Below are 23,480 nucleotides of genomic sequence, written 5' to 3'. Positions count from 1 at the left end.
AATCGCTACCCCGTCCCTCGGGACGACTCGTTCCAGTCGCAACCTCGTCAGTCCGCCTTGTGGGCAGTACAGTCACGGAACGGCTCGGCTGGTTGGCTGGAGCACGCCCCGGAGACCCTTGCCAGGGCCCCTGGTTAGCGGGAGCGGGCCAATAATGCGCCGCTGTTTTTTCATCGTCAACGGTTTTGTAGTGTTTTTTTTAGGTCACTACATTTTTCCGCGCGTCAGCACTGGTTCAGTCGAGAACATCCACTTTCAGGCGCATCGAAAGGTTCTGGCTGCCCTGGGTGGAATAGCGACGCAGCGTGCCGCGCTGGTCAGAACTTGCGCTTTCATCGATGCCGCCCACGGTGATCCATTCGCCGACGCGCCCGCTGACGCGGGTATCGGCATTCTGCACTTCGACGACGCCACTGCGGCCCTGAGCGAGTCGGTCGCGGCTGCTGCTGATGCTGATCTGCACGCGGTCGCCATGCACCGTGGCGGTGGCGTAGAAGCCACGCAGCACATCACGATACTGGGTTTGCTGATAGATCTGGCCATAGCCATCGCTGCCCTGAGTCGCCAGCGGAACACTCTGGCCAACCTGAATCAGTGCCGGATAGCCCTCGCTGGCCTGGATCTGCTGAATGCCACCGTCCCGGCTGTTGGTACTGCGACGAATGATGCGGACCTGGTCCCTGCCTCCGATCTCGCCGCGGCCCGTTTCGAACTCCACGTCGCCAGCGCGTGCCGATCCGTCTACCCGATACCCTCCCGCTGTGCTGTTGGCCGAATCCTGGGTATCGACGCTGATCAACAGACGTTTGGGGGCCACATCCAGTTGGTCCACCACCTGGCGCAGCTCTCGGATCAGCGCGTCCGGCGCGTTGACGATCAGCTGGTTGCCATATGCCGTGACACGGCCCTGGCCGCCCAGTACCGACTCGGCTACCGGGAGCACTTCCTCGCCCATGCGGTTGTTGAGCTGGATGACTTCGGTTGCCGCCTGCAGCGGCAGGCAGATGCTGAGCGCGACGGCCAGCAGCGTGATACGAGGACTCATAACAGGAAGCTCCGCAAGTTTGCGTCCGATTGCCCATGATCCCATGCCTTGTCGAACTCTGCCTGGCGTATGCGCACGCGAGCAGGATCACGATACAGGGCGTAGCCAGCATACTGGTCGGCCTTGGGGCGCTCCAGCAGCCCGCAGTCGTCGGCGAGGAGGTAGGTGCCGTTCGGCTCGGGGTAGTCCGGATGCAGCTTGCGAATATGGACATTGCTGGTCAACCGGCGCGCGAGTTGAAGAAGGCGATGCCCTTCCTTCACGGCGCGAGTTGGGTCGGCGACCAGGATACGCAGCTGGTTGCGAGGGTGTGCGAGCAGAAGGCGAGTGCAGGCCTGCTGAATGCTGCTGTGATGATAGAGCCAGGGCTCCAGGTCAGTGCTGTAGATGCACAGGGCACGGGTCGCCTGCTGCAGCATGGCCAAGGCGTGCTGGCGTACTTCAGTCGGCTTGTCGAATCGTTGCAGTTCGACATCCCGTCCAAGGCGGAAGGGGGCCGCGACCCAGGCTTCGGGCTCGGGAAGATCAGGAGACGGATTGTGTACGGCGAAGCGCCCCGGGGAGTGAAAGTCGATAGCCGGCAGTTCGGCCTGTTCGGTTCGCTCCTTGGGGGCATCGTCGTTCATTTCGTCTCACTGGCTCCGGCGGAGCATCTCAACATGAGGGATGCCGGCTTCAAGAAATTCGTCGCTGACAACCTTGAAGCCAAGCCGCTCGTAAAACGCGGTGGCATGGACCTGAGCGGTCAGAGTCTGTTCGGTCAGGCCGCGGCGCTCGGCTTCGGCAATGACCGCTCGCATCAGCGCATCGCCGACGTTCATGCCGCGCCAGTCGCGCAACACCGCCACGCGGCCAATCTGCCCGTCGGCCAGGAGCCGAGCGGTGCCGATCGGATAGCCGCCCTCGAGTGCAAGGAAGTGCACCGCTTCGGCATCGTCGGCGTCCCACTCCTGCTCGGGCGGTACGGCCTGCTCGGCAATGAATACGGCCTCGCGGATGCGCCGCAGTTCGGCGTTGTCCTGCTGCCAGTCGGCGATCCGTACCTGAACGCTATTCATCAGCAAACTCCAGACTTCCTTGTTTCACCAGTTCGCACAGCAGCGCCCGGCCATCCTCGTCGCTCAGCCATCGACCGACGTTTTCGACATGCAGCGCGTCGGCCGAGCAGATCAGTTTCAACAGTTCGTTCAGCTTAGAGGGAAGCAGGCGGCTCTGGCCACTGGCGAACAGTAGCAGGCCGATATCAACCTCGCTCCAGGCCAGCCGGGCCGCGGGGTTGCGAACCAGTATCGCGCCGTCCTCCAGCGCCGACAGCAATTCGTCCTCGCTCAGTTCCGGGCCCTCGACACGCTCCGGATAACGCGGCTCGGTCATGAATTGGCCGAACCAGGTAAGCAGGAGGCGTTCGTCGCTCATGTGCTCGGCAAGCAATGCCTTCAAACGGTCCAGTGCATCGCTCTGGATCTGGAAGGGGTCATCGCTGGGTTGTAGATCGGCATCACTGTAGCGTTCTTCGTCTGGCAGGAATTGCGCGAGAAAGTCGGTGAAATGGGTCAGGACTTCCGCGGCGCTGGGTGCGCGAAAACCGACCGAGTACGTCATGCAGGCATCCTCGGCGGTGCCAAAGTGAGCGAGGCGAGGCGGCAGGTAGAGCATGTCGCCCGGCTCCAGCACCCATTCTTCGGTGCCCTGGAAGTCGGCGAGAATGCGCAGGTCGCCGTGGGCCAGCATCGGGCTTTCGCTGTCGCACATCTGCCCGATGCGCCAGCGGCGCTGTCCATGGGCCTGCAGCAGGAACACATCGTAGTTGTCGAAGTGCGGTCCGACGCCGCCACCCGGAGCGGCATAGCTGATCATCACATCGTCGATGCGCCAGTTGGGCAGAAAGCGGAAATGCTCGATCAGCTCGGCGACGTCCGGCACGAGCTGGTCGACCGCCTGCACCAACAAGGTCCAGTCACGCTCCGGCAGCTGCTGATAGGTGTCCTCGGTGAATGGGCCTCGGCGCAGCTCCCAGGGGCTTTCGCCGTGTTCGATGACCAGACGGGACTCGACGTCCTCTTCGAGGGAGAGGCCGGCCAGTTCGTCCGGCGAGATCGGGCTCTGGAAACCCGGGATGGCCTGGCGGATCAGCAGCGGCTTCTTCTGCCAGTAATCGCGCAGGAATTCCCGAGCACTGATGCCGCCCAGAATTTGAAGTGGAATATCAGAAGTCATGCGTAACACCTTGCTCTATATGGCAGAGCTGAAAATAAAAACGCCCGGCACAGCCGGGCGTGCAGGCATGGGATCGATCAGATGCGCTTGGCCTGGGCAGCGGCGTTGCCGATGTAGCTTGCCGGCGTCAGCTTGCGCAGCTCCGCCTTGGCGTCGGCCGGGATGTCGAGGCCGTCGATGAAGGCCTGCAGTGCGTCAGGCGTAATGCCTTTGCCGCGGGTCAGATCCTTCAGCTTCTCGTAGGCATTCTCCACAGCATAACGCCGCATGACGGTCTGTACCGGCTCGGCAAGCACTTCCCAGCAGGCATCGAGATCTTCGGCGATGCGGGCAGCGTTGAGCTCCAGTTTGCCGATACCTTTGAGGCTCGCCTCGTAGGCGATGACGCTGTGGGCGAAGCCAACGCCCAGGTTGCGCAGGACGGTGGAGTCGGTCAGATCGCGCTGCCAGCGGGAAATCGGCAGCTTGCTGGCCAGGTGCTGGAACAGCGCGTTGGCAATGCCGAGGTTTCCTTCGGAGTTCTCGAAGTCGATCGGGTTGACCTTGTGCGGCATGGTCGAGGAGCCGATTTCGCCTGCGACGGTTTTCTGCTTGAAGTAACCGAGGGAAATGTAGCCCCAGACGTCGCGATCGAAGTCGATGAGGATGGTGTTGAAGCGCGCGATGGCGTCGAACAGCTCGGCGATGTAGTCGTGCGGCTCGATCTGCGTGGTGTAGGGGTTCCACGACAGGCCCAGATCACCCTCGATGAATTCGCGGGCATTGGCTTCCCAGTCGACGTCTGGGTAGGCGGACAGATGGGCGTTGTAGTTGCCCACGGCCCCGTTGATCTTGCCCAGCAGCGGCACGGCAGCTACCTGAGCGATCTGGCGCTCCAGGCGATAGACCACGTTGGCCAGTTCCTTGCCAAGCGTAGTCGGGGAGGCCGGCTGACCGTGGGTGCGCGACAGCATCGGCACGTCGGCGAACTGGACGGCCAGGCTGCGGATGGCGTCGGCGAGCTGGCGCATCAGCGGCAGCAGAACGGTGTCGCGGCCTTCGCGCAACATCAGCGCGTGGGACAGGTTGTTGATGTCTTCGCTGGTGCAGGCGAAGTGGATGAATTCGTTGACCTTGGCCAATTCAGGCAGCTGCTTGGCCTGCTCCTTGAGCAGGTACTCCACGGCTTTGACGTCGTGGTTGGTGGTGCGCTCGAACTCCTTGACACGCTCGGCGTGCTCCAGCTGGAAGTCCTCTGCCAGCTGATTCAACAGCGTATTGGCTTCGGCGGAGAAGGGCGCGACTTCCGGAATGCCCGGGTGGGCTGCCAGGCGCTGTAGCCAGCGGACCTCGACCTGAACACGGCAACGAATCAGGCCGAATTCGCTGAAGATCGGGCGCAGGGAGCTGGTTTTGCCGGCGTAGCGGCCATCGACGGGGGAAACCGCCGTGAGCGAGGAAAGCTGCATAGAGGGCATTCTCGGACAGTCGGGCAACGAAAAGGGCGCAGATTATACACGAATGTACCGGCACATCCCGGTCCATTCTCCCCGGTTATCGGTCTTCGCTCTGTGTCGAGCGCAGTCGAGGATAGAGTGCATCGAGCAGCTTGCGCCGGCTGAAGATCAGCTGCCAGCGGTGCCCGCCAAGCTGGCGCCAGAGGCGGGCAGAGCGAATGCCGGAGAGCAGCAGGGCGCGAATCTTGGCGGCGTTGTCGCTCTGCTGCAGGTGGCGCATGTCGCCCTGAACCTGGATGCGCTGGCGGAAGGTGCTCAGGGTGTCCTGATAGAGCCCGCCGAACGAGGCGACCACGTTTTCATGGGTGAGGCCGAAGTGCTCGACCTGCTGCTGGATCTGGTCCAGCCGGCTGCCGATGACTTGCAGCATGTCGCCACGTTTGTCCAGCTGTCGCTCCAGACCGATCATCGCCAGCGCATAGCGCAACGGTTCGCGCTGCAGGCTGCTGCTGTCGCGCTCCAGTGCGCCGACCAAGGCACGGTAGCCGTCTCGCAGATTGAGGTCGTCGCCGCCGTAGATTTCCAGTGTGGTCTGCGGGTTGCGCGCCAGTAGGCTACCGAGCATGCAGCCGAGCGCGGCGTTCGGCACCTGGCCGGTTCGGGCGATGCGGTCGACCAGCGTGGCGGCTTCGAACACCGCGCCGAGGGCTATCAGTTGTTCATCCAGCTTGCTCATGCTCGGCCCTCGAACCAGGATTCGGCCTGTTCGATGACGCCGCCGCCGAGGCAGACCTCGCCATCGTAGAACACCACCGATTGGCCAGGCGTGACGGCCCGCTGCGGCACTTCGAACACGGCGCGATAGCCGTCGGATGTCTGCTCCAGTGTGCAAGCCTGGTCGCTCTGGCGATAACGAACCTTGGCGGTCAGCTTGAGCGGGGCGCTGAGGTCCACGGGGTTCACCCAATAGATTTCGGAAGCCAGTAGAGCGCGGGAGAACAGCCATGGGTGGTCATTGCCCTGGCCAACGATCAGCACGTTGCGCTGCAGGTCCTTGCTCAGCACATACCAGGGCTCGTCGGAGGCATCCTTGAGACCGCCGATACCCAGCCCCTGGCGTTGGCCGATGGTGTGATACATCAGGCCGTGGTGCCGGCCAATTACCTCACCGTCGACCGTTTCGATGTTTCCCGGTTGGGCGGGTAGGTACTGCTTGAGGAAATCACTGAAACGCCGTTCGCCAATGAAACAGATGCCGGTGGAATCCTTCTTCTTCGCCGTTGCCAGGCCATGCTTCTCCGCAATCGCGCGGACCTCGGGCTTCTCCAGCTCACCGACGGGAAACAGTGTCTTGGCCAGCTGCTCGCCACCGACGGCATGCAGGAAGTAGCTTTGGTCCTTGTTAGGGTCCAGGCCCTTGAGCAGCTCGCTGCGGCCATCGCGGTCACGACGCCGCACGTAATGGCCGGTGGCGATGAGGTCGGCGCCGAGCATCAGGGCATAATCGAGGAACGCCTTGAACTTGATTTCCCGGTTGCAGAGGATGTCCGGATTGGGCGTGCGGCCCGCCTTGTATTCGGCGAGGAAGTGCTCGAATACGTTGTCCCAGTACTCGGCGGCAAAATTGGCGGTGTGCAGCTTGATGCCGATGCGGTCGCACACGGCTTGGGCGTCGGCCAGGTCTTCCTTGGCGGTGCAGTACTCCGTGCCATCGTCCTCTTCCCAGTTCTTCATGAACAGGCCTTCGACCTGATAGCCCTGCTCGAGCAGCAGGAGGGCGGAAACAGACGAGTCCACGCCGCCGGACATGCCGACGATCACGCGTGTTTTTTCCGGAGCGGAGAGGGTCGCAACAGACATAGAAGTACGCCAGGGCTTTGCAAAGGGGCGAATTCTATCAGCTGGCGCCGGCGTGACGAAGTTGTGATCAGTTGCGAATCACGTCAAGCGGATGCAGTGGCCCGGCCAGGTAGTCGTCGATGCAGCGCGGAACCAGCTCGCTGCGCCAGCGTTCGGGCTGCTGGGCCAGCTCTTCGCGGCTCAACCAGCGAGCCGCAACGATGCCATCGTCGAGTGGGCGCTGCGCATCGTGACGCACGGCCTTGGCGGCAAAGCACACGCGCTGATAGGTGATGCCGTTGCTCGGGGCGGTATACAGGTAGATGCCGACCAGGCCGGTGAGCTCGACCTCCCAGCCCGTTTCCTCCAGCGTCTCCCGGATGGCGGCCTCGCGCAGGTTCTCGTTGGCCTCCAGGTGGCCGGCGGGTTGATTGAGCACCAGTCGGCCTGCCTTGAGTTCCTCCACCAGGAGGAAGCGGCCCTGGTCTTCGATTACGGTAGCGACGGTGATGTGGGGGTGCCAATCCATAGGGGCTGCCTTGCGCAAATGAGGCGATCATAACAGCAGCTGGGCTGCTGAAAGCACGAACCCCGGCGCAAGGCCGGGGTTCGTATTGACGCTCAGGTGCAGACTCAGGCGTTCAGCGCGGCCAGGGCAGCGTTGAAGGTGGCGCTGGGGCGCATCACCTTGCTGGTCAGCTCCGGGTTGGAGCGGTAGTAGCCGCCGATGTCGACCGGCTTGCCTTGCACGGCTGCCAGTTCAGCGACGATGGCCGCTTCCTGCTCGGTCAGGGTCTTGGCCAGCGGAGTGAAGTGAGCCTTCAGCTCGGCATCTTCGTCCTGCGCGGCCAGAGCCTGCGCCCAGTACAGTGCCAGGTAGAAGTGGCTGCCGCGGTTGTCGATCTGGCCAACCTTGCGCGCCGGGGACTTGTTGTTGTCCAGCAACTTGCCAGTGGCCTGGTCCAGGGTCTTGCCGAGGATCTTCGCCTTGCCGTTGCCAGTCTTGATGCCAGTCTCCTCCAGCGAAACCGCCAGGGCGAGGAACTCACCCAGCGAATCCCAGCGCAGATAGTTTTCTTCGACCAGCTGCTGCACGTGCTTCGGCGCGGAACCACCGGCGCCAGTCTCGTACATGCCGCCGCCGGCCATCAGTGGAACGATGGACAGCATCTTGGCCGAGGTGCCCAGCTCCATGATCGGGAACAGGTCGGTCAGGTAATCGCGCAGCACGTTGCCGGTGACGGAAATGGTGTCCTTGCCGCGGATCATGCGCTCCATGCTCAGGCGAATGGCTTCGTTGTAGCCCATGATGCGAATGTCCAGGCCGCTCAGGTCGTGCTCCTGCAGATAGGTTTCGACCTTCTTCTGCAGCTGCATGTCGTGGGCACGCTCCGGGTCCAGCCAGAACACGGCTGGGGTGTTGGACTGGCGGGCGCGGGTAACGGCCAGCTTGACCCAGTCGCGGATCGGCGCGTCCTTGGTCTGGCAGGCACGCCAGATATCGCCTTTCTCGACTTCGTGCTGCATCAGTACGGTGCCATCGGCCAGTACGACGCGCATGGTGCCGTCGGCGTGCATTTCGAAGGTCTTGTCGTGCGAGCCGTATTCCTCAGCCTTCTGCGCCATCAGACCGACGTTCGGCACGCTGCCCATGGTGACCGGGTCGAAGGCGCCGTTGGTTTTGCAGAAGTTGATCATTTCCTGGTAGATGCGGGCGTAGGTGCTCTCCGGCATCACCGCCTTGGTGTCCTTCTGCTTGCCATCCTTGCCCCACATCTGGCCGGAGTTGCGAATCATCGCCGGCATCGAGGCGTCGACGATCACGTCGCTCGGGATGTGCAGGTTGGTGATGCCTTTGACCGAGTCGACCATCGCCATTTCCGGACGGTGGCTGTAGACCTCATGGATGTCGTGCAGGATTTCTTCCTGCTGCGAAGCGGGCAGGGACTTGATCTTGTCGTAGACGCTGCTGATGCCGTTGTTCGGGTTGACGCCCAGCTCCTTGAACAGATCGCCGTACTTGTCGAAGACGTCCTTGTAGTAAACGCTCACGGCATGGCCGAAGACGATCGGGTGGGAGATCTTCATCATGGTCGCCTTGACGTGCAGGGACCACATGATGCCGGTTTCCTTGCAGTCCTGCAGCGTGTCTTCGAAGAACGCGCGCAGCTTCTTGCAGCTCATGAACATGCCATCGAGCACTTCGCCTTCCTGCAGGGCAAGCTGCTTCTTGACCTCTACCTTGCCGTCCTTGCCGACGAACTCGATACGCACGTCACCGGCTTTTTCCATGGTGATCGACTGCTCGCTGGAGAAGAAGTCGCCGCCGCGCATGTAGTCGGCGTGCGATTGCGACGCCTTGCTCCACTTGCCCATCGAATGCGGGTGCTTGCGGGCATAGGCTTTCACGGCGGCCGGAGCGCGGCGGTCGGAGTTGCCTTCGCGCAGCACCGGGTTCACGGCGCTACCGAGCACCTTGCTGTAACGCGCGCGCGCGTCTTTCTCGGCATCGGTCTGCGGGTCTTCGGGGTAGTTGGGGATGTTGTAGCCCAGGGCCTGCAGCTCGGCGATCGCTGCCTTGAGCTGTGGAACGGAGGCGCTGATGTTGGGGAGCTTGATGATGTTGGCGTCGGGCTGGTTGGTCAGCTCGGCAAGCTTGGCCAGATCATCTTCGACTTTCTTGTCGGCATCCAGCTGATCGGCGAAGCTCGCAAGGATGCGCCCTGCAAGAGAGATGTCGCGTGTTTCGACGGAGATGTCAGCGGAGGCTGCGAAGGCTTCTACAATGGGAAGAAGCGAATAGGTTGCCAGGGCTGGAGCTTCGTCGGTGAAGGTATAGATGATCTTCGAAGGGGTGGACATTTAGCGTTAACTCTCTTCTTGCTGGGCGTGCACAGAATCCCGAATGCGCCGGGTAGGCGCCCTGACTCTCCATCTAGTCGAGCCAGAAGGGGATTCGCCGCGGTGATGATGGATGCACCAATAGAGTGTCGAGCGTTTGAACCGCCGAGCCGCGGTGGCAGCGTCAGGGTTCAAGAGGCGGGTCTGGTACAGGCTCGTCCCTTATGACTTGTGAGTCATCGCGGCAGTATACCATCGAGCCCCCCTCTGGCAGAACGGCATTGCGCATACGACGAACGAACATGTAGTTTCAGGCGATTCGAGTGGGTTACCCTCAAACGACGATCGATGTCTAACCACGAAGACGGAGTCCAGCATGGGATACCAAAAGATCCAGGTGCCAGCCAGCGGTGACAAAATCACCGTCAATGCCGATAACACCCTGAACGTTCCCGACAATCCGATCATTCCTTATATAGAGGGGGACGGCATCGGCGTCGACATCAGCCCGGTGATGATCAAGGTCGTGGACGCAGCCGTGCAGAAGGCCTACGGCGGCAAGCGCAAGATCGCCTGGATGGAAATCTATGCTGGCGAAAAAGCCACTCAGGTCTATGACCAAGACACCTGGCTGCCGAAGGAAACACTGGAAGCGGTTCGTGATTATGTGGTGTCCATCAAAGGACCGCTGACCACGCCGGTTGGAGGCGGTATCCGTTCGCTGAACGTTGCGCTGCGTCAGGAACTGGACCTCTATGTCTGCCAGCGCCCGGTTCGCTGGTTCACTGGCGTTCCGAGCCCCGTGAAGAACCCAGGCGATGTGGACATGGTGATCTTCCGCGAGAACTCCGAAGATATTTACGCCGGTGTCGAGTGGAAAGCCGGCTCCCCTGAGGCGGAGAAGGTCATCAAGTTCCTCACCGAGGAAATGGGCGTCAAGAAGATCCGCTTCACCGAGAACTGTGGCATCGGCATCAAGCCCGTCTCGCTGGAAGGTACCAAGCGTCTGGTTCGCAAGGCGCTGCAGTATGCCGTGGACAATGATCGTGACTCGGTCACCTTCGTCCACAAGGGCAACATCATGAAATTCACCGAGGGTGCTTTCAAGGAGTGGGGCTACGAGGTCGCTCGCGACGAGTTCGGCGCAGAGTTGCTCGATGGTGGACCCTGGATGCAGTTCAAGAACCCCAATACCGGCAAGAACATCGTGGTCAAGGACGCCATCGCCGACGCCATGCTGCAGCAGATTCTGCTGCGTCCGGCCGAATACGATGTCATCGCCACGCTCAACCTGAATGGCGACTACCTCTCCGACGCCTTGGCGGCTGAGGTTGGAGGTATCGGTATCGCTCCGGGTGCCAACCTGTCCGACACGGTGGCGATGTTCGAGGCGACCCATGGCACGGCGCCCAAGTATGCCGGTCAGGACAAGGTCAACCCGGGTTCGCTGATCCTTTCGGCCGAAATGATGCTGCGCCACATGGGATGGGTCGAAGCGGCCGATCTGATCATCAAGGGCACCGAAGGCGCCATTGCTGCCAAGACGGTCACCTACGACTTCGAGCGACTGATGGAAGGCGCGCAGCTGATGTCATGCTCGCAGTTCGGCGACGCCATGATCAGCCACATGTAAGCAAGTGGGTAAAAAGGCCGATCGATTGATCGGCCTTTTTTGTTCGCTCCCGCAGGACGTCAGGCGTCGACCGTGGAAGCACCCTGGGCAGCGGCAGGAGTCGTCGCTTCGGACACGGCTTGCTGAGGCCGGATGTCGGTTGCGTGGAGGCCTTTCGGACCCTGCAGGATATTGAACATGACCGCTTGCCCAGCTTTCAGAGTTCTGTAGCCTTCCATCTGGATGGCCGAGTAGTGGGCGAACAGGTCCTCATCGCCGCCGTCTGCTACGATGAAGCCGTAGCCTTTGGCGTTGTTGAACCACTTGACCTTACCGCTTAGCATGCTGTTATCCCTCTGCAAAGGAGTCCATTACTGGAGTAACATCCATTTCATTCCGCGCTTATGCAGCCCGAGGCCTCATGTTGCGCAACCCGTTTGCCCTTGTAGGCACTTACTGTTTGTATCACCGTTTTGCCGATAGTCAAGGCGACTCGTCAGCTGGCTGCGAAGCTGTCCATATTTATCTGGCCCCCGCGCCACGACCTAGAACCGTTATGCGCATGCATGCATTTGCTCAGATTCGACTAACATTCAATCAGGATCGGCCTCTGGAGGACGGAGACGATGCGTCTGGCCTGGCTGTTGAAGAGGCCAAGCCGCAGCTGAAGGCACCACCGATGTATAAAGTTGTCATGTTCAATGACGACTACACGCCGATGGATTTCGTCGTCGAGGTACTGGAAGGCATTTTCAATCACAGCATGGAGCAGGCCACCAAGATCATGCTGGCCGTCCATACCGAGGGGCAGGCCGTCTGTGGTGTGTATACCCGCGACGTCGCCGAAACCAAAGCAATGCAAGTGAATCAATATGCAAGGGAATGCCAGCACCCACTGCTTTGTGAGATCGAGAAGGACGGTTAACTCCGACTGCTGGGGAAGAGGTGAAAGCTATGTTGAACCGTGAGCTCGAAGTCACTCTGAATCTGGCTTTCAAAGAGGCACGTACCAAACGTCATGAGTTCATGACGGTTGAACACCTCCTGTTGGCCCTACTGGACAATGAAGCGGCTGCTACCGTACTGCGGGCCTGCGGGGCGAGCCTGGACAAGCTCCGGCACGACCTGCAGGAATTCATTGATTCCACCACACCACTTATCCCACAGCACGATGAAGAGCGCGAAACCCAGCCAACCCTGGGGTTCCAGCGAGTTCTGCAACGTGCCGTATTCCATGTGCAGAGCTCTGGCAAGCGTGAAGTCACCGGTGCCAATGTCTTGGTCGCCATCTTCAGCGAGCAGGAAAGCCAGGCGGTTTTCCTGCTCAAACAACAGAACGTTGCGCGTATCGATGTCGTCAATTACATCGCTCATGGCATTTCCAAGGTCCCCGGAAATTCCGGCAGTCCAGAGAACGATGCCGACATGCAGGACGAGGACGGCAGCGAGGCGGGTGCTTCCAGCAATCCTCTGGACGCCTATGCCAGCAACCTGAACGAGCTGGCCCGGCAGGGGCGGATTGATCCGCTGGTCGGCCGCGAGCACGAGGTCGAGCGGGTCGCCCAGATCCTGGCGCGGCGTCGCAAGAACAACCCTCTGCTGGTCGGTGAGGCGGGCGTCGGCAAGACGGCTATCGCCGAAGGGCTGGCGAAGCGGATCGTCGATAATCAGGTACCCGATCTGCTGAGCGATAGCGTCGTGTATTCGCTGGATCTTGGTGCGCTGCTGGCCGGTACCAAGTACCGCGGCGACTTCGAGAAACGTTTCAAGGCGCTGCTCGGCGAGCTGCGCAAGCGGCCCCACGCCATCCTGTTCATCGACGAGATCCATACCATCATCGGGGCTGGCGCGGCATCCGGCGGCGTCATGGACGCGTCCAACCTGCTGAAGCCGCTGCTGTCGTCCGGCGAGATCCGCTGCATCGGCTCCACCACGTTTCAGGAGTTCCGCGGCATCTTCGAGAAAGACCGCGCATTGGCGCGGCGTTTCCAGAAGGTAGACGTCACCGAGCCTTCGGTGGAGGACACCATCGGCATCCTGCGCGGGCTCAAGGGGCGTTTCGAGCAGCATCACAACATCGAGTACAGCGACGAGGCATTGCGCGCCGCGGCGGAGTTGGCCTCGCGCTACATCAATGATCGCCATATGCCGGACAAGGCCATCGATGTGATCGACGAGGCCGGTGCCTATCAGCGTCTGCAGCCCGAAGGGCAGCGGGTCAAGTGCATCGATGTCGAGCAGGTCGAGGACATCGTGGCGAAGATTGCGCGGATTCCCCCGAAGCACGTCAGCAGCTCCGACAAGGAATTGCTGCGTAACCTCGAGCGCGATCTGAAGCTCACGGTGTTCGGCCAGGACGATGCGATCGATTCGCTGGCCACCGCCATCAAGCTGTCCCGTGCAGGGCTAAAGGCACCGGACAAACCGGTGGGCTCCTTCCTCTTCGCCGGCCCGACAGGGGTGGGCAAGACCGAAGCTGCACGCCAGTTGGCCCGGGCGCTGGGGGTCGAGCTGATCCGCTTCGACATGTCCGAGTACATGGAGCGGCACACGGTGTCGCGTCTGATCGGTGCACCTCCCGGATATGTCGGATTCGACCAGGGCGGTCTGTTGACCGAGGCCATCACCAAGCAGCCGCATTGCGTGCTGCTGCTGGATGAGATCGAGAAGGCTCACCCTGAGGTCTTCAACCTCCTGCTGCAGGTGATGGATCACGGCACGCTCACCGACAACAATGGGCGCAAGGCCGACTTCCGCAATGTGATCATCATCATGACCACCAATGCGGGGGCGGAAACCGCAGCGCGGGCTTCCATCGGCTTCACCCTGCAGGATCACGCGTCCGATGCCATGGAAGTCATCAAGAAGAGCTTCACGCCGGAGTTCCGCAACCGCCTGGATACCATCATCCAGTTCGGTCGCCTGAGCCATGACGTCATCAAGAGCATCGTCGACAAGTTCCTGATCGAGCTGCAGGCGCAGCTGGAGGACAAGCACGTGACGCTGGAGGTGTCGGATGCTGCCCGTGGTTGGCTGGCAGAGCACGGCTATGACGCCCAGATGGGGGCACGGCCGATGGCCAGGCTGATTCAGGACAAGATCAAGCGGCCTCTGGCTGAGGAGATCCTGTTCGGAGAGCTGGCCGAGCACGGCGGTGTGGTGCATATCGATATTCGTGACGGCGAGCCGTTCTTCGAATTCGAAACCGCTGCCGAACTGGCCTGACGGCCGTTCAACGAGCGCCCGGCTTTTGCCGGGCGTTTTCGTTTGTGCGGTGTGCTGACGGTACGCGATGATAGGCGCAAACAAAAAAGCCCGGTAAGACCGGGCGTTTTTTCTCGCGGCTCGCTTAGCGGGCGCGGTAGGTGATGCGACCCTTGCTCAGATCGTAGGGGGTCAGCTCCACGCGAACCTTGTCACCGGTAAGAATCCGGATGTAGTTCTTGCGCATCTTTCCGGAGAGGTGCGCAGTAACGACGTGCCCGTTTTCCAACTCCACGCGAAACATGGTGTTGGGCAGGGTGTCGACGACAGTACCTTCCATTTCGAAGCTGTCTTCTTTCGACATTCAGTAAAGTCCTCGGTATCCAGATAATTGGCCCGCGTAGATGCACGGGCAAAAGCGGCAAGCATTGTGCCCGAAATGGGTCGATGAGCCAAGGACTTCAGCTGAGCGTCACCCAGCGCTGGTTGACCAGAAGTTCGATGGGCCGATATTCGGTCTTGTAGTTCATCTTTCGGCAGTTCTTGATCCAATAGCCGAGATAGACGGCCTTCAGGCCAAGGCGTGCGGCTTCGCCCATCTGCCAGAGAATCGCATAGCGCCCCAGGCTGCGCCGTTCCTCGTCCGGATCATAAAAGGTGTACACGGCGGACAGTCCGTTGGGTAGCACGTCCGTGACGGCGACAGCCAGCAGCCTGCCATCCAGGCGGAACTCGTAGAAGCGGGAGAATGGTAGGTCGCGTACCAGGAAGGTGTTGAACTGCTCGCGGCTGGGTGGATACATGTCGCCATCGGCGTGGCGTTTCTCGATGTAGTTGGCATACAGCGCATACAACTCTTCGCTGAACGCCGGGCGGACGCCGCGGACTTGCAGGTCGGCGTTGCGCTTGAGGATACGCTTCTGTTGGCGACTGAGTTCCGGTGCATTCACCGGGATGCGGGCCGGAATGCAGGCCGAGCAGCGCTGGCAGTGGGGGCGATACAGATGGTCCCCGCTGCGACGAAAGCCCATCTCCGAAAGCTCCGCATACACCTGCACGTCCATTGGTTGGCTTGGATCGAGGAACAAGGTGGTGGCCTGTTCGTCGGGCAGGTAGCTGCAAGCGTGGGGCTGGGTGGCGTAGAACTTGAGGCGAGCCAGTGAAGTCATGGTCAACTCTCAGAAATCATGAACCCAGTGTAGGCCAGCTTACCGCGGTCGACTAGGCGCGCCAGTCGGCTGCGCTGGGGCGATCCAGATGCATTGCGAGTGCCTCGGCGAACGCCGCGCGTGGGATGCTGCGAGCGCCGAAGCTCTCCAGGTGGCGGGTCGGCATCTGGCAGTCGATCAATGCGAAGCCCCATTCGCGCAGCCGTTCCACCAGCGTGACGAAGCCGACCTTGGACGCATCGGTGGCGCGGCTGAACATCGACTCGCCGAAAAATAGCTCACCCATCGCGAGGCCGTAGAGTCCGCCGACGAGTTGCCCTTGCTGCCAGACTTCCACCGAGTGAGCGACGCCCATCTCGTGCAGCCTGACATAAGCGTCTTGCATCGGTGTCGTGATCCAGGTGCCGTCGGCGTAGCTCCGCGGGCCGGCGCATCCCTGGATGACCTCGGCAAAGGCCTTGTCGAAGGTCACCCGGTAGTCGCCGTGGCGCATGCGCTTGCGCAGGCTGCGCGATACATGCAGCTCGTCAGGAAAGAGCACCGTGCGCGGATCGGGCGACCACCACAACAGGGGTTGGCCTTCCTGGTACCAGGGGAAACAGCCGTGGCGGTAGGCAGCCAGGAGTCGCTCGGGCCGCAAGTCGCCGCCAGCGGCAAGCAGGCCGTTGGGTTCGCGCAGAGCCGTTTCGAGGGGAGGAAAGCTGAGGTCGTCGCGCTTTAGCCAGGTCAGCATGTCGGCACGCAGGGTAGGGGAGGGCGGGCCGAAGCCCGCCTGGGATCAATTGTCCAGGTACTTCTCGGCATCCAGTGCCGCCATGCAGCCGGCGCCTGCCGAGGTGATGGCCTGGCGATAGACGTGGTCAGCCACATCGCCTGCGGCGAACACTCCGGGAATGCTGGTGCAGGTGGCATCGCCTTCACCGCCGCCGCGGATCTTCAGGTAGCCATCCTTCATCTCCAGCTGGCCCTGGAACAGGTCGGTGTTCGGCTTGTGGCCGATGGCGATGAATACGCCCGCGAGGTCCAGCGTGTTTTCTTCACCAGTGAGGGTGCTCTTGAGGCGAACGCCGGTCACGCCGCTGGCGTCGCCGAGCACTTCCTCCAGGGTGTGGTTCCAGTGCAGGCGAATGTTGCCGTTGGTCGCCTTGTCCATGATCTTGTCCTGCAGGATTTTCTCCGAGCGGAGCTTGTCGCGGCGGTGGATCAGGTGGACTTCCTTGGCGATGTTGGACAGGTACAGCGCCTCCTCGACCGCGGTATTGCCGCCACCGATCACCGCGACCACCTGGTTGCGGTAGAAGAAGCCGTCACAGGTGGCGCAGGCGGATACGCCGCGACCGGCGAATGCTTCTTCGGAGGGCAGGCCGAGATACTGCGCCGAAGCGCCTGTTGCGATGATCAGCGCATCGCAGGTGTAGACGCCGCTGTCACCGCGCAAGGTGAACGGGCGCTGCTGCAACTCGGCGGTATGGATGTGATCGAAGACGATCTCGGTGTCGAAGCGCTCGGCGTGTTTCTGCATGCGCACCATCAGATCCGGGCCGGTCAGGCCTTCGACGTCGCCAGGCCAGTTGTCGACCTCGGTGGTGGTGGTCAGCTGGCCGCCGGGCTGGATGCCGGTGATCATCAGTGGCTTCAGGTTGGCGCGGGCAGCGTATACCGCAGCGGTATAACCGGCCGGGCCCGAGCCGAGGATGATCAGACGCGAATGCTTGACTTCACTCATAAAAAGCCCTCATAAGCCTTTGTAGCAAATAGAGAAGCGTGCTCCAGTCGAGCCGCGCCGGGAAATCGGGCGTTTATGCTACACCGAAGCATCGGCAAAAGCCCAAGCCGCCGCGGAACCCGCATGCCATCGAATCGACAAACCCGTACAATGCCGGGGTTCTGGCTGACTACGGTTCATCGCGCCGCAGGCGCAGGAAAGAAAGCGTTTTGAAGAATTCCTCATCTACCGCGCCGGCAACCGTCTGGCGACAACAATTGCACTATCGCCTCAAGGAAGGCGCGTTGATAGCGCTCGGTGCGCTCTGCGTCTACCTGTGGATGGCACTGCTGACCTACGATCCGGGCGATCCGGGGTGGACCCACACGAGCAACGTCGATCAGGTGCGCAACGCCGCGGGGCGCGCGGGCGCCTGGTTCGCCGACGTGCTGTTCATGGCGCTGGGCTACTTCGCATACCTTTTCCCGCTGCTGCTGGGCGTCAAGACCTGGCAGGTGTTCCGCACCCGTCACCAGCCCTGGGTATGGAATGGCTGGCTGTTTTCCTGGCGGCTGATCGGCTTGGTGTTTCTCGTGCTGTCCGGTTCGGCGCTCGCCTATATCCATTTTCAGGGCGGCGAAGCCTTGCCGGCATCCTCAGGCGGTGCGCTGGGCGAAAGCCTTGGCCAGTTGGCGGTGCAGACGCTCAACGTGCAGGGCAGCACGCTCGCCTTGCTGGCGTTCTTCCTGTTCGGGCTGACGGTCTTTACCGACCTTTCCTGGTTCAAGGTGATGGACATCACCGGCAAGATCACGCTCGACCTGCTGGAGTTGATCCAGAGCTTCTTCAGCCGCTGGTGGAGTGCCCGCGCCGAACGCAAGCAGCTGGTCGCACAGCTGCGCGAGGCGGACGACGTGGTGAGCGAGGTGGCCGCGCCGATGGTGCGCGACCGGCGTGAGCAGGCGAAGGTCAAGGAGCGCATCATCGAGCGCGACGAGGCACTGGCCAAGCACATGAGCGAGCTGGAGAAGCGCCCGGCCCCGGTGATCACACCGCCCGCACCGCCCAAACCGGCCGAGCCGAGCAAGCGCGTACTCAAGGAGAAGCAGGCGCCGCTGTTCGTTGACACCGCGGTCGAAGGCACTCTGCCGCCGATTTCCATCCTCGATGTAGCCGAGAAGCAGCAGAAGCAGTATTCGCCGGAGTCTCTCGAGGCCATGTCGCGGCTGCTGGAGATCAAGCTCAAGGAGTTCGGCGTCGAGGTGGTGGTCGAGTCGGTTCACCCAGGCCCGGTGATTACCCGTTTCGAGATCCAGCCTGCGGCCGGCGTCAAGGTTAGCCGCATCTCCAATCTGGCCAAGGACCTGGCGCGTTCGATGGCCATGGTCAGCGTGCGCGTGGTCGAGGTCATTCCCGGCAAGACCACCGTGGGCATCGAGATTCCCAACGAGGATCGGCAGATCGTCCGTTTCTCCGAGGTGCTGTCGTCAGCGCCTTATGACGACGCCAAGTCGCCGGTCACCCTGGCGCTCGGTCACGATATCGGCGGCAAACCGGTCATCGCCGACCTGGCGAAGATGCCGCACCTGCTGGTGGCCGGTACCACCGGTTCCGGTAAGTCGGTGGGGGTCAATGCGATGATCCTGTCGATTCTGTTCAAGTCGACGCCGGAAGAGGCGCGACTGATCATGATCGACCCGAAGATGCTCGAGCTGTCGATCTACGAGGGCATTCCGCACCTGCTTTGCCCAGTGGTCACCGACATGAAGGAGGCTGCCAACGCGCTGCGCTGGAGCGTGGCCGAGATGGAGCGGCGCTACAAGCTGATGGCCGCCATGGGCGTGCGCAACCTGGCGGGCTTCAACCGCAAGATCAAGGAAGCGGAAGAGGCCGGAACGCCGCTGCACGACCCGCTGTACAAGCGCGAGTCGATGGATGACGAGCCGCCTTATCTGAAGAGCCTGCCGACCATCGTGGTGGTGGTCGACGAGTTCGCCGACATGATGATGATCGTCGGCAAGAAGGTCGAAGAGCTGATCGCCCGCATTGCGCAGAAAGCGCGGGCCGCGGGGATTCATCTGATCCTCGCCACCCAGCGTCCGTCGGTGGACGTGATCACCGGTCTGATCAAGGCCAACATCCCGACGCGCATGGCCTTCCAGGTGTCGAGCAAGATCGACTCGCGCACCATCCTCGACCAGGGCGGCGCCGAGCAGCTGCTCGGTCACGGTGACATGCTCTACCTGCCGCCGGGCACCGGCCTGCCGATCCGCGTGCATGGTGCGTTCGTCTCCGATGACGAGGTGCATCGTGTGGTCGAAGCCTGGAAAGCCCGTGGAGCGCCCGACTACATCGAGGACATCCTGGCCGGCGTGGAAGAGGCTGGTAGCGGCTTCGAAGGCGGTAGTGGCGAAGGTGGAGGCGAGGGCAGCGAGGAAGACCCGCTGTACGACGAGGCCGTCCGCTTTGTCACCGAAAGCCGCCGCGCGTCGATCTCCGCCGTGCAGCGCAAGCTGAAGATCGGCTACAACCGCGCCGCACGCATGATCGAGGCCATGGAAATGGCCGGCGTGGTGACATCCATGAATACCAACGGCTCGCGCGAAGTCATCGCGCCGCCACCCATGCGCGATTGAATCGCTTCGAGGGCTACATGCAATTGATCCGTTTGCTGTGTGCATCTGTCCTGATGGTCGCTCTGGCACCGGCCCACGCCGACCAGGCGGCTTCTACCAAACGCCTGACCGGCCTGCTCAACCAGGCCGAAACCCTGACTGGCCGCTTCTCGCAGCTCTCGCTCGATGGCAGTGGCACCCAGCTGCAGGAGACCTCCGGGGAGCTGGCGCTCAAGCGTCCCGGCCAGTTCCGCTGGCACACCGATGCGCCGATGGAGCAGCTGTTGGTGTCCAACGGCAAGAAGGTGTGGCTGTATGACCCGGATCTCGAGCAGGTCACCATCCAGGAGCTCGACCAGCGCCTGACACACACACCGGCTTTGCTGCTGTCCGGCGACGTCTCCACCATCAGCGAGAACTTCGAGGTCTCGCACAAGGAGGCAGGGGATGTGGTGGACTTCACCCTCAAGCCCAAGGCAAAGGACACCCTGTTCGACAACCTGCGGCTGTCCTTCCGCGGTGGCGTGATCAATGACATGCAGCTGATCGACAGTGTCGGTCAGCGCACCAATATCCTCTTCATGGGGGTGAAGATGAATCAGCCGCTCAAGGCCGACCTGTTCACCTTTGAGATTCCCGAAGGGGCCGACGTCATCGCCGAGTGATCGGCGTTCGGCATCCGTTTTTAACGGCGGGCCCGCCTGGCGGGCCGCTGCAATCGAGGTAATCCTGCCGGCAATGGACCTGTTCAGCCGCGAACCCGTCGCCCAGCCGCTTGCCGCGCGTCTGCGCGCAGCCAGCCTCGACGAATACGTCGGGCAGGAACATCTGCTTGCCCGCGGCAAGCCGTTGCGCGAGGCGCTGGAGCAGGGCGCGCTGCATTCCATGGTGTTCTGGGGCCCACCCGGTGTAGGCAAGACCACCCTGGCGCGGCTCTTGGCCAAGGTTTCCGATGCCCATTTCGAGACGGTTTCCGCCGTGCTCGCCGGGGTCAAGGAGATTCGCCAGGCGGTGGAGATCGCCAAGCAGCAGGCGGCGCAGTACGGCCGGCGGACCATTCTGTTCGTCGACGAAGTGCACCGCTTCAACAAGTCTCAGCAGGATGCCTTCCTGCCCTATGTGGAAGACGGCACGCTGATTTTTATCGGCGCCACCACCGAAAACCCCTCTTTCGAACTCAACAACGCCTTGCTCTCCCGGGCCCGCGTCTATGTGCTGAAAAGCCTGGACGAAGCGGCCTTGCGCAAGCTGGTGACGCGCGCGCTGACCGAGCCCAAGGGCCTCGGCGAGCTCCATCTCACGCTGCCGGAAGAGAGCTTCCAGATGCTGCTGGCGGCGGCGGATGGCGATGGGCGGCGGCTGCTCAATCTTCTGGAGAACGCCTCCGACCTGGCCGAGCAGGGTGGCGTCATCAGCACCGACCTGCTGCAGGATCTGCTGGGCGACAGTCGCCGTCGTTTCGACAAGGGTGGCGAGGCCTTCTACGACCAGATATCGGCGCTGCACAAATCGGTTCGCGGCTCGAATCCGGATGCTGCGCTGTACTGGTTTGCGCGCATGCTCGATGGCGGCTGCGACCCGCTGTACATCGCCCGCCGAGTGGTGCGCATGGCCAGCGAAGAAATCGGCAATGCCGACCCCCGCGCGCTGCCGCTGTGCCTGAACGCCTGGGACGTGCAGGAGCGCCTGGGCAGCCCGGAAGGGGAGCTGGCCGTGGCGCAGGCGATCGTCTATCTCGCCTGCGCGCCGAAGAGCAACGCCGTCTATACCGCGTTCAAGGCGGCCATGCGCGACGCGGCGGAAAACGGCTCGCAGGAAGTGCCGCTGCATCTGCGCAATGCGCCGACCAGGCTGATGAAGGAACTGGGCTACGGCAACGAGTACCGCTATGCCCATGACGAGCCGGACGCCTATGCCGCCGGTGAGGATTACTTTCCCGAGGCCATGGAGCCGCGTCGCTACTACCAGCCTGTGCCTCGCGGCCTGGAAAGCAAGATCCGCGACAAGCTGGAGCACCTCGCCCGACTCGATCGCGAAAGCCCCATCCAACGGAGAAAGGAATGATCCGCATGGCTTTCGCCGTCGCCTGCGGCGGCGTGATCGGAACCCTCCTGCGCTTTGCGCTCGCGACCTGGGTCAGCGCCCAATGGCCGCGGCATTTCTATCTGGCTACCGTGGCGGTGAACCTGCTGGGCTGCCTGCTGATCGGCTATCTCTACGCCACCTTTCTCGCCCGGCCGGATATCTCGCCGGAGCTGCGTGGTGCACTGATCATCGGCTTTCTTGGCGCACTCACGACGTTCTCCAGTTTTTCGCTGGATGCACTGCGCCTGCTGGAAAGCGGCCAGCTGGCGACTGCCTTCGCCTACGTCGGCGGCAGCGTGCTGGGTGGTCTGCTCGCGGCCTGGGCGGGTCTGGCGCTCGCCAGGTTATGAACCGACGGCCGTTCACAGTAAACTTCGCTCCCTCTTCGCCCTTCATCCAAGCTTTCACAGACGAGACCCACCATGCTTGATTCGAAACTGGTACGCACTCAGCTACAGGACGTGGCGGCCCGCCTGGCCACCCGTGGCTACCAGCTGGACGTGGCGCGCATCGAAGCGCTGGAAGCTCAGCGCAAGACCGTGCAGACCCGCACCGAACAACTCCAGGCCGAGCGCAATGCGCGTTCCAAGTCCATCGGCCAGGCCAAGCAGCGCGGTGAGGACATCGCCCCGTTGCTCGCCGATGTGGATCGCATGGGCAGCGAACTCGAATCCGGCAAGCAGGAGCTGGACCGCATCCAGAGTGAGCTGGACCAGCTGATGCTGAGCATCCCCAACCTGCCGCACGAGTCCGTGCCGGTCGGTGCGGACGAGGAAGAGAACGTCGAGGTTCGCCGCTGGGGCACGCCGAAGGCCTTCGACTTCCCGGTGCAGGATCATGTCGCCCTGGGCGAGCAGCACGGTTGGCTGGATTTCGAGACCGCCGCCAAGCTGTCCGGCGCCCGCTTCGCCCTGATGCGTGGGCCGATCGCCCGCCTGCATCGCGCCCTGGCGCAGTTCATGATCGATCTGCACACCCGTGAGCATGGCTACGAAGAGGCCTATACCCCCTACCTGGTGCAGGCGCCTGCGCTGCAGGGCACCGGTCAGCTGCCGAAATTCGAGGAAGATCTGTTCAAGATCAGCCGCGAAGGCGAGGCAGACTTCTACCTGATCCCGACCGCAGAAGTGTCGCTGACCAACATCGTGGCCGGCGAGATTCTCGATGCCAAGCAACTGCCGCTGAAGTTCGTCGCCCACACGCCGTGCTTCCGCAGCGAGGCCGGCGCCTCCGGGCGCGATACCCGCGGCATGATCCGTCAGCACCAGTTCGACAAGGTCGAGATGGTGCAGATCGTCGAGCCGTCGAAGTCTTTCGAGGCGCTGGAAGAGCTGACCGGCAACGCCGAGAAGGTGCTGCAGTTGCTGGAGCTGCCTTACCGTGTGTTGTCACTGTGCACCGGTGACATGGGCTTCGGCGCGACCAAGACCTACGACCTGGAAGTCTGGGTGCCGAGCCAGGACAAGTACCGCGAGATTTCTTCCTGCTCCAACTGCGGCGACTTCCAGGCGCGGCGCATGCAGGCGCGCTATCGCAATCCGGAAACCGGAAAGCCGGAGCTGGTCCATACGCTCAACGGCTCGGGGCTGGCCGTCGGCCGTACGCTGGTCGCCGTGCTGGAGAACTACCAGCAGGCCGACGGGCGCATTCTGGTGCCCGAGGTGCTGAAGCCGTACATGGGCGGCATCGAAGTCATCGGCTGAGGCTTCGGC

The 23,480-nt window shown here is 62.2% G+C and carries 22 protein-coding genes; 8 read left to right on the top strand and 14 right to left on the bottom strand.

Annotated features, from left to right (window positions below; all coding sequences use genetic code 11):
* Window positions 1-235 precede the first annotated feature (235 nt).
* From PSTAB_RS10925 to PSTAB_RS10885, 9 genes are all read right to left on the bottom strand, one after another.
* Entirely contained in the window at window positions 236-1,045 is an 810-nt protein-coding gene (locus PSTAB_RS10925; RefSeq protein WP_013982949.1) for a secretin N-terminal domain-containing protein, read from the bottom strand.
* Complete coding sequence (locus PSTAB_RS10920; RefSeq protein WP_013982948.1) at window positions 1,042-1,671, bottom strand: DUF7931 domain-containing protein; 630 nt, start codon at window positions 1,669-1,671, stop codon at window positions 1,042-1,044. The genes PSTAB_RS10925 and PSTAB_RS10920 overlap by 4 nt, the downstream gene beginning before the upstream one ends.
* Window positions 1,672-1,677: 6 nt before the next feature.
* Window positions 1,678-2,103 carry a GNAT family N-acetyltransferase gene (locus PSTAB_RS10915; protein ID WP_013982947.1) on the bottom strand — a complete coding sequence of 142 codons (426 nt, stop codon included), beginning with the start codon at window positions 2,101-2,103 and terminating at the stop codon, window positions 1,678-1,680.
* The gene (locus PSTAB_RS10910) at window positions 2,096-3,262 is read right to left on the bottom strand and encodes a ribosomal protein uL16 3-hydroxylase (protein WP_011913432.1); all 1,167 of its coding nucleotides are present in this window, start codon (window positions 3,260-3,262) and stop codon (window positions 2,096-2,098) included. Before PSTAB_RS10910 ends, PSTAB_RS10915 begins: the two co-directional genes overlap by 8 nt.
* 77 nt (window positions 3,263-3,339) lie before the next feature.
* The gene (purB, locus tag PSTAB_RS10905; protein WP_013982946.1) at window positions 3,340-4,710 is read right to left on the bottom strand and encodes an adenylosuccinate lyase; all 1,371 of its coding nucleotides are present in this window, start codon (window positions 4,708-4,710) and stop codon (window positions 3,340-3,342) included.
* Between the two features lie 85 nt (window positions 4,711-4,795).
* Window positions 4,796-5,434, bottom strand: a complete 639-nt coding sequence (gene hflD, locus PSTAB_RS10900) for a high frequency lysogenization protein HflD (RefSeq protein ID WP_011913430.1) — start codon at window positions 5,432-5,434, stop codon at window positions 4,796-4,798.
* A complete protein-coding gene (mnmA, locus tag PSTAB_RS10895; protein WP_140416118.1) occupies window positions 5,431-6,558 on the bottom strand; it encodes a tRNA 2-thiouridine(34) synthase MnmA in 1,128 nt (375 codons plus the stop codon). Before mnmA ends, hflD begins: the two co-directional genes overlap by 4 nt.
* Window positions 6,559-6,625: 67 nt before the next feature.
* The gene (locus tag PSTAB_RS10890) at window positions 6,626-7,066 is read right to left on the bottom strand and encodes an NUDIX hydrolase (RefSeq protein ID WP_011913428.1); all 441 of its coding nucleotides are present in this window, start codon (window positions 7,064-7,066) and stop codon (window positions 6,626-6,628) included.
* Window positions 7,067-7,170: 104 nt separating this feature from the next.
* Complete coding sequence (locus PSTAB_RS10885; RefSeq protein ID WP_013982944.1) at window positions 7,171-9,399, bottom strand: NADP-dependent isocitrate dehydrogenase; 2,229 nt, start codon at window positions 9,397-9,399, stop codon at window positions 7,171-7,173.
* A 355-nt stretch (window positions 9,400-9,754) separates the two neighbouring features.
* Here PSTAB_RS10885 and icd point away from each other — a divergent pair, with 355 nt between their 5' ends.
* Window positions 9,755-11,011: an NADP-dependent isocitrate dehydrogenase gene (gene icd, locus PSTAB_RS10880; protein ID WP_011913426.1), complete on the top strand. Its 1,257-nt coding sequence runs from the start codon at window positions 9,755-9,757 to the stop codon at window positions 11,009-11,011.
* Between the two features lie 59 nt (window positions 11,012-11,070).
* On the opposite strand, the gene cspD is transcribed toward icd, so the two are convergent.
* Complete coding sequence (gene cspD / locus PSTAB_RS10875; RefSeq protein ID WP_013982942.1) at window positions 11,071-11,334, bottom strand: cold shock domain-containing protein CspD; 264 nt, start codon at window positions 11,332-11,334, stop codon at window positions 11,071-11,073.
* A gap of 218 nt (window positions 11,335-11,552) precedes the next feature.
* Here cspD and clpS point away from each other — a divergent pair, with 218 nt between their 5' ends.
* A complete protein-coding gene (gene clpS, locus PSTAB_RS10870) occupies window positions 11,553-11,915 on the top strand; it encodes an ATP-dependent Clp protease adapter ClpS (protein WP_041771942.1) in 363 nt (120 codons plus the stop codon).
* 29 nt (window positions 11,916-11,944) lie between these two features.
* Window positions 11,945-14,215, top strand: a complete 2,271-nt coding sequence (gene clpA / locus PSTAB_RS10865; protein ID WP_011913423.1) for an ATP-dependent Clp protease ATP-binding subunit ClpA — start codon at window positions 11,945-11,947, stop codon at window positions 14,213-14,215.
* A 124-nt stretch (window positions 14,216-14,339) separates the two neighbouring features.
* On the opposite strand, the gene infA is transcribed toward clpA, so the two are convergent.
* The 4 genes from infA to trxB form a co-directional block, all read right to left on the bottom strand.
* A complete protein-coding gene (gene infA / locus PSTAB_RS10860; RefSeq protein ID WP_013982940.1) occupies window positions 14,340-14,558 on the bottom strand; it encodes a translation initiation factor IF-1 in 219 nt (72 codons plus the stop codon).
* Window positions 14,559-14,655: 97 nt separating this feature from the next.
* Complete coding sequence (locus tag PSTAB_RS10855) at window positions 14,656-15,363, bottom strand: arginyltransferase (protein WP_011913422.1); 708 nt, start codon at window positions 15,361-15,363, stop codon at window positions 14,656-14,658.
* A 52-nt stretch (window positions 15,364-15,415) separates the two neighbouring features.
* Complete coding sequence (aat, locus tag PSTAB_RS10850) at window positions 15,416-16,096, bottom strand: leucyl/phenylalanyl-tRNA--protein transferase (protein WP_011913421.1); 681 nt, start codon at window positions 16,094-16,096, stop codon at window positions 15,416-15,418.
* A 45-nt stretch (window positions 16,097-16,141) separates the two neighbouring features.
* Window positions 16,142-17,089 carry a thioredoxin-disulfide reductase gene (gene trxB, locus PSTAB_RS10845; RefSeq protein ID WP_013982938.1) on the bottom strand — a complete coding sequence of 316 codons (948 nt, stop codon included), beginning with the start codon at window positions 17,087-17,089 and terminating at the stop codon, window positions 16,142-16,144.
* Window positions 17,090-17,298: 209 nt separating this feature from the next.
* Here trxB and ftsK point away from each other — a divergent pair, with 209 nt between their 5' ends.
* The 5 genes from ftsK (at window position 17,299) to serS (ending at window position 23,471) form a co-directional block, all read left to right on the top strand.
* The gene (ftsK, locus tag PSTAB_RS10840) at window positions 17,299-19,704 is read left to right on the top strand and encodes a DNA translocase FtsK (protein ID WP_013982937.1); all 2,406 of its coding nucleotides are present in this window, start codon (window positions 17,299-17,301) and stop codon (window positions 19,702-19,704) included.
* 17 nt (window positions 19,705-19,721) lie between these two features.
* Window positions 19,722-20,348, top strand: a complete 627-nt coding sequence (gene lolA, locus PSTAB_RS10835) for an outer membrane lipoprotein periplasmic chaperone LolA (RefSeq protein WP_003298841.1) — start codon at window positions 19,722-19,724, stop codon at window positions 20,346-20,348.
* A 73-nt stretch (window positions 20,349-20,421) separates the two neighbouring features.
* The gene (locus PSTAB_RS10830; RefSeq protein WP_013982935.1) at window positions 20,422-21,747 is read left to right on the top strand and encodes a replication-associated recombination protein A; all 1,326 of its coding nucleotides are present in this window, start codon (window positions 20,422-20,424) and stop codon (window positions 21,745-21,747) included.
* Complete coding sequence (gene crcB, locus PSTAB_RS10825) at window positions 21,744-22,118, top strand: fluoride efflux transporter CrcB (protein ID WP_011913416.1); 375 nt, start codon at window positions 21,744-21,746, stop codon at window positions 22,116-22,118. Before PSTAB_RS10830 ends, crcB begins: the two co-directional genes overlap by 4 nt.
* A 72-nt stretch (window positions 22,119-22,190) precedes the next feature.
* Window positions 22,191-23,471, top strand: coding sequence for a serine--tRNA ligase (gene serS, locus PSTAB_RS10820; protein ID WP_013982934.1), 1,281 nt, complete (start codon window positions 22,191-22,193; stop codon window positions 23,469-23,471).
* Window positions 23,472-23,480 lie beyond the last annotated feature (9 nt).

The sequence above is a fragment of the Stutzerimonas stutzeri genome (genome assembly GCF_000219605.1).
Taxonomy (GTDB): Bacteria; Pseudomonadota; Gammaproteobacteria; order Pseudomonadales; family Pseudomonadaceae; genus Stutzerimonas; species Stutzerimonas stutzeri.
This window is presented reverse-complemented; position numbering and strand designations above follow the sequence as displayed.

Excerpts from the sequence above, each read along its gene's own strand:
- PSTAB_RS10925 (WP_013982949.1), bottom strand. The coding sequence starts at position 1,045 with ATGAGTCCTCGTATCACGCTGCTGGCCGTCGCGCTCAGCATCTGCCTG.
- PSTAB_RS10920 (WP_013982948.1), bottom strand. The coding sequence starts at position 1,671 with ATGAACGACGATGCCCCCAAGGAGCGAACCGAACAGGCCGAACTGCCG.
- PSTAB_RS10915 (WP_013982947.1), bottom strand. The coding sequence starts at position 2,103 with ATGAATAGCGTTCAGGTACGGATCGCCGACTGGCAGCAGGACAACGCC.
- PSTAB_RS10910 (WP_011913432.1), bottom strand. The coding sequence starts at position 3,262 with ATGACTTCTGATATTCCACTTCAAATTCTGGGCGGCATCAGTGCTCGG.
- purB (WP_013982946.1), bottom strand. The coding sequence starts at position 4,710 with ATGCAGCTTTCCTCGCTCACGGCGGTTTCCCCCGTCGATGGCCGCTAC.
- hflD (WP_011913430.1), bottom strand. The coding sequence starts at position 5,434 with ATGAGCAAGCTGGATGAACAACTGATAGCCCTCGGCGCGGTGTTCGAA.
- mnmA (WP_140416118.1), bottom strand. The coding sequence starts at position 6,558 with ATGTCTGTTGCGACCCTCTCCGCTCCGGAAAAAACACGCGTGATCGTC.
- PSTAB_RS10890 (WP_011913428.1), bottom strand. The coding sequence starts at position 7,066 with ATGGATTGGCACCCCCACATCACCGTCGCTACCGTAATCGAAGACCAG.
- PSTAB_RS10885 (WP_013982944.1), bottom strand. The coding sequence starts at position 9,399 with ATGTCCACCCCTTCGAAGATCATCTATACCTTCACCGACGAAGCTCCA.
- icd (WP_011913426.1), top strand. The coding sequence starts at position 9,755 with ATGGGATACCAAAAGATCCAGGTGCCAGCCAGCGGTGACAAAATCACC.
- cspD (WP_013982942.1), bottom strand. The coding sequence starts at position 11,334 with ATGCTAAGCGGTAAGGTCAAGTGGTTCAACAACGCCAAAGGCTACGGC.
- clpS (WP_041771942.1), top strand. The coding sequence starts at position 11,553 with ATGCATGCATTTGCTCAGATTCGACTAACATTCAATCAGGATCGGCCT.
- clpA (WP_011913423.1), top strand. The coding sequence starts at position 11,945 with ATGTTGAACCGTGAGCTCGAAGTCACTCTGAATCTGGCTTTCAAAGAG.
- infA (WP_013982940.1), bottom strand. The coding sequence starts at position 14,558 with ATGTCGAAAGAAGACAGCTTCGAAATGGAAGGTACTGTCGTCGACACC.
- PSTAB_RS10855 (WP_011913422.1), bottom strand. The coding sequence starts at position 15,363 with ATGACTTCACTGGCTCGCCTCAAGTTCTACGCCACCCAGCCCCACGCT.
- aat (WP_011913421.1), bottom strand. The coding sequence starts at position 16,096 with ATGCTGACCTGGCTAAAGCGCGACGACCTCAGCTTTCCTCCCCTCGAA.
- trxB (WP_013982938.1), bottom strand. The coding sequence starts at position 17,089 with ATGAGTGAAGTCAAGCATTCGCGTCTGATCATCCTCGGCTCGGGCCCG.
- lolA (WP_003298841.1), top strand. The coding sequence starts at position 19,722 with ATGCAATTGATCCGTTTGCTGTGTGCATCTGTCCTGATGGTCGCTCTG.
- PSTAB_RS10830 (WP_013982935.1), top strand. The coding sequence starts at position 20,422 with ATGGACCTGTTCAGCCGCGAACCCGTCGCCCAGCCGCTTGCCGCGCGT.
- crcB (WP_011913416.1), top strand. The coding sequence starts at position 21,744 with ATGATCCGCATGGCTTTCGCCGTCGCCTGCGGCGGCGTGATCGGAACC.
- serS (WP_013982934.1), top strand. The coding sequence starts at position 22,191 with ATGCTTGATTCGAAACTGGTACGCACTCAGCTACAGGACGTGGCGGCC.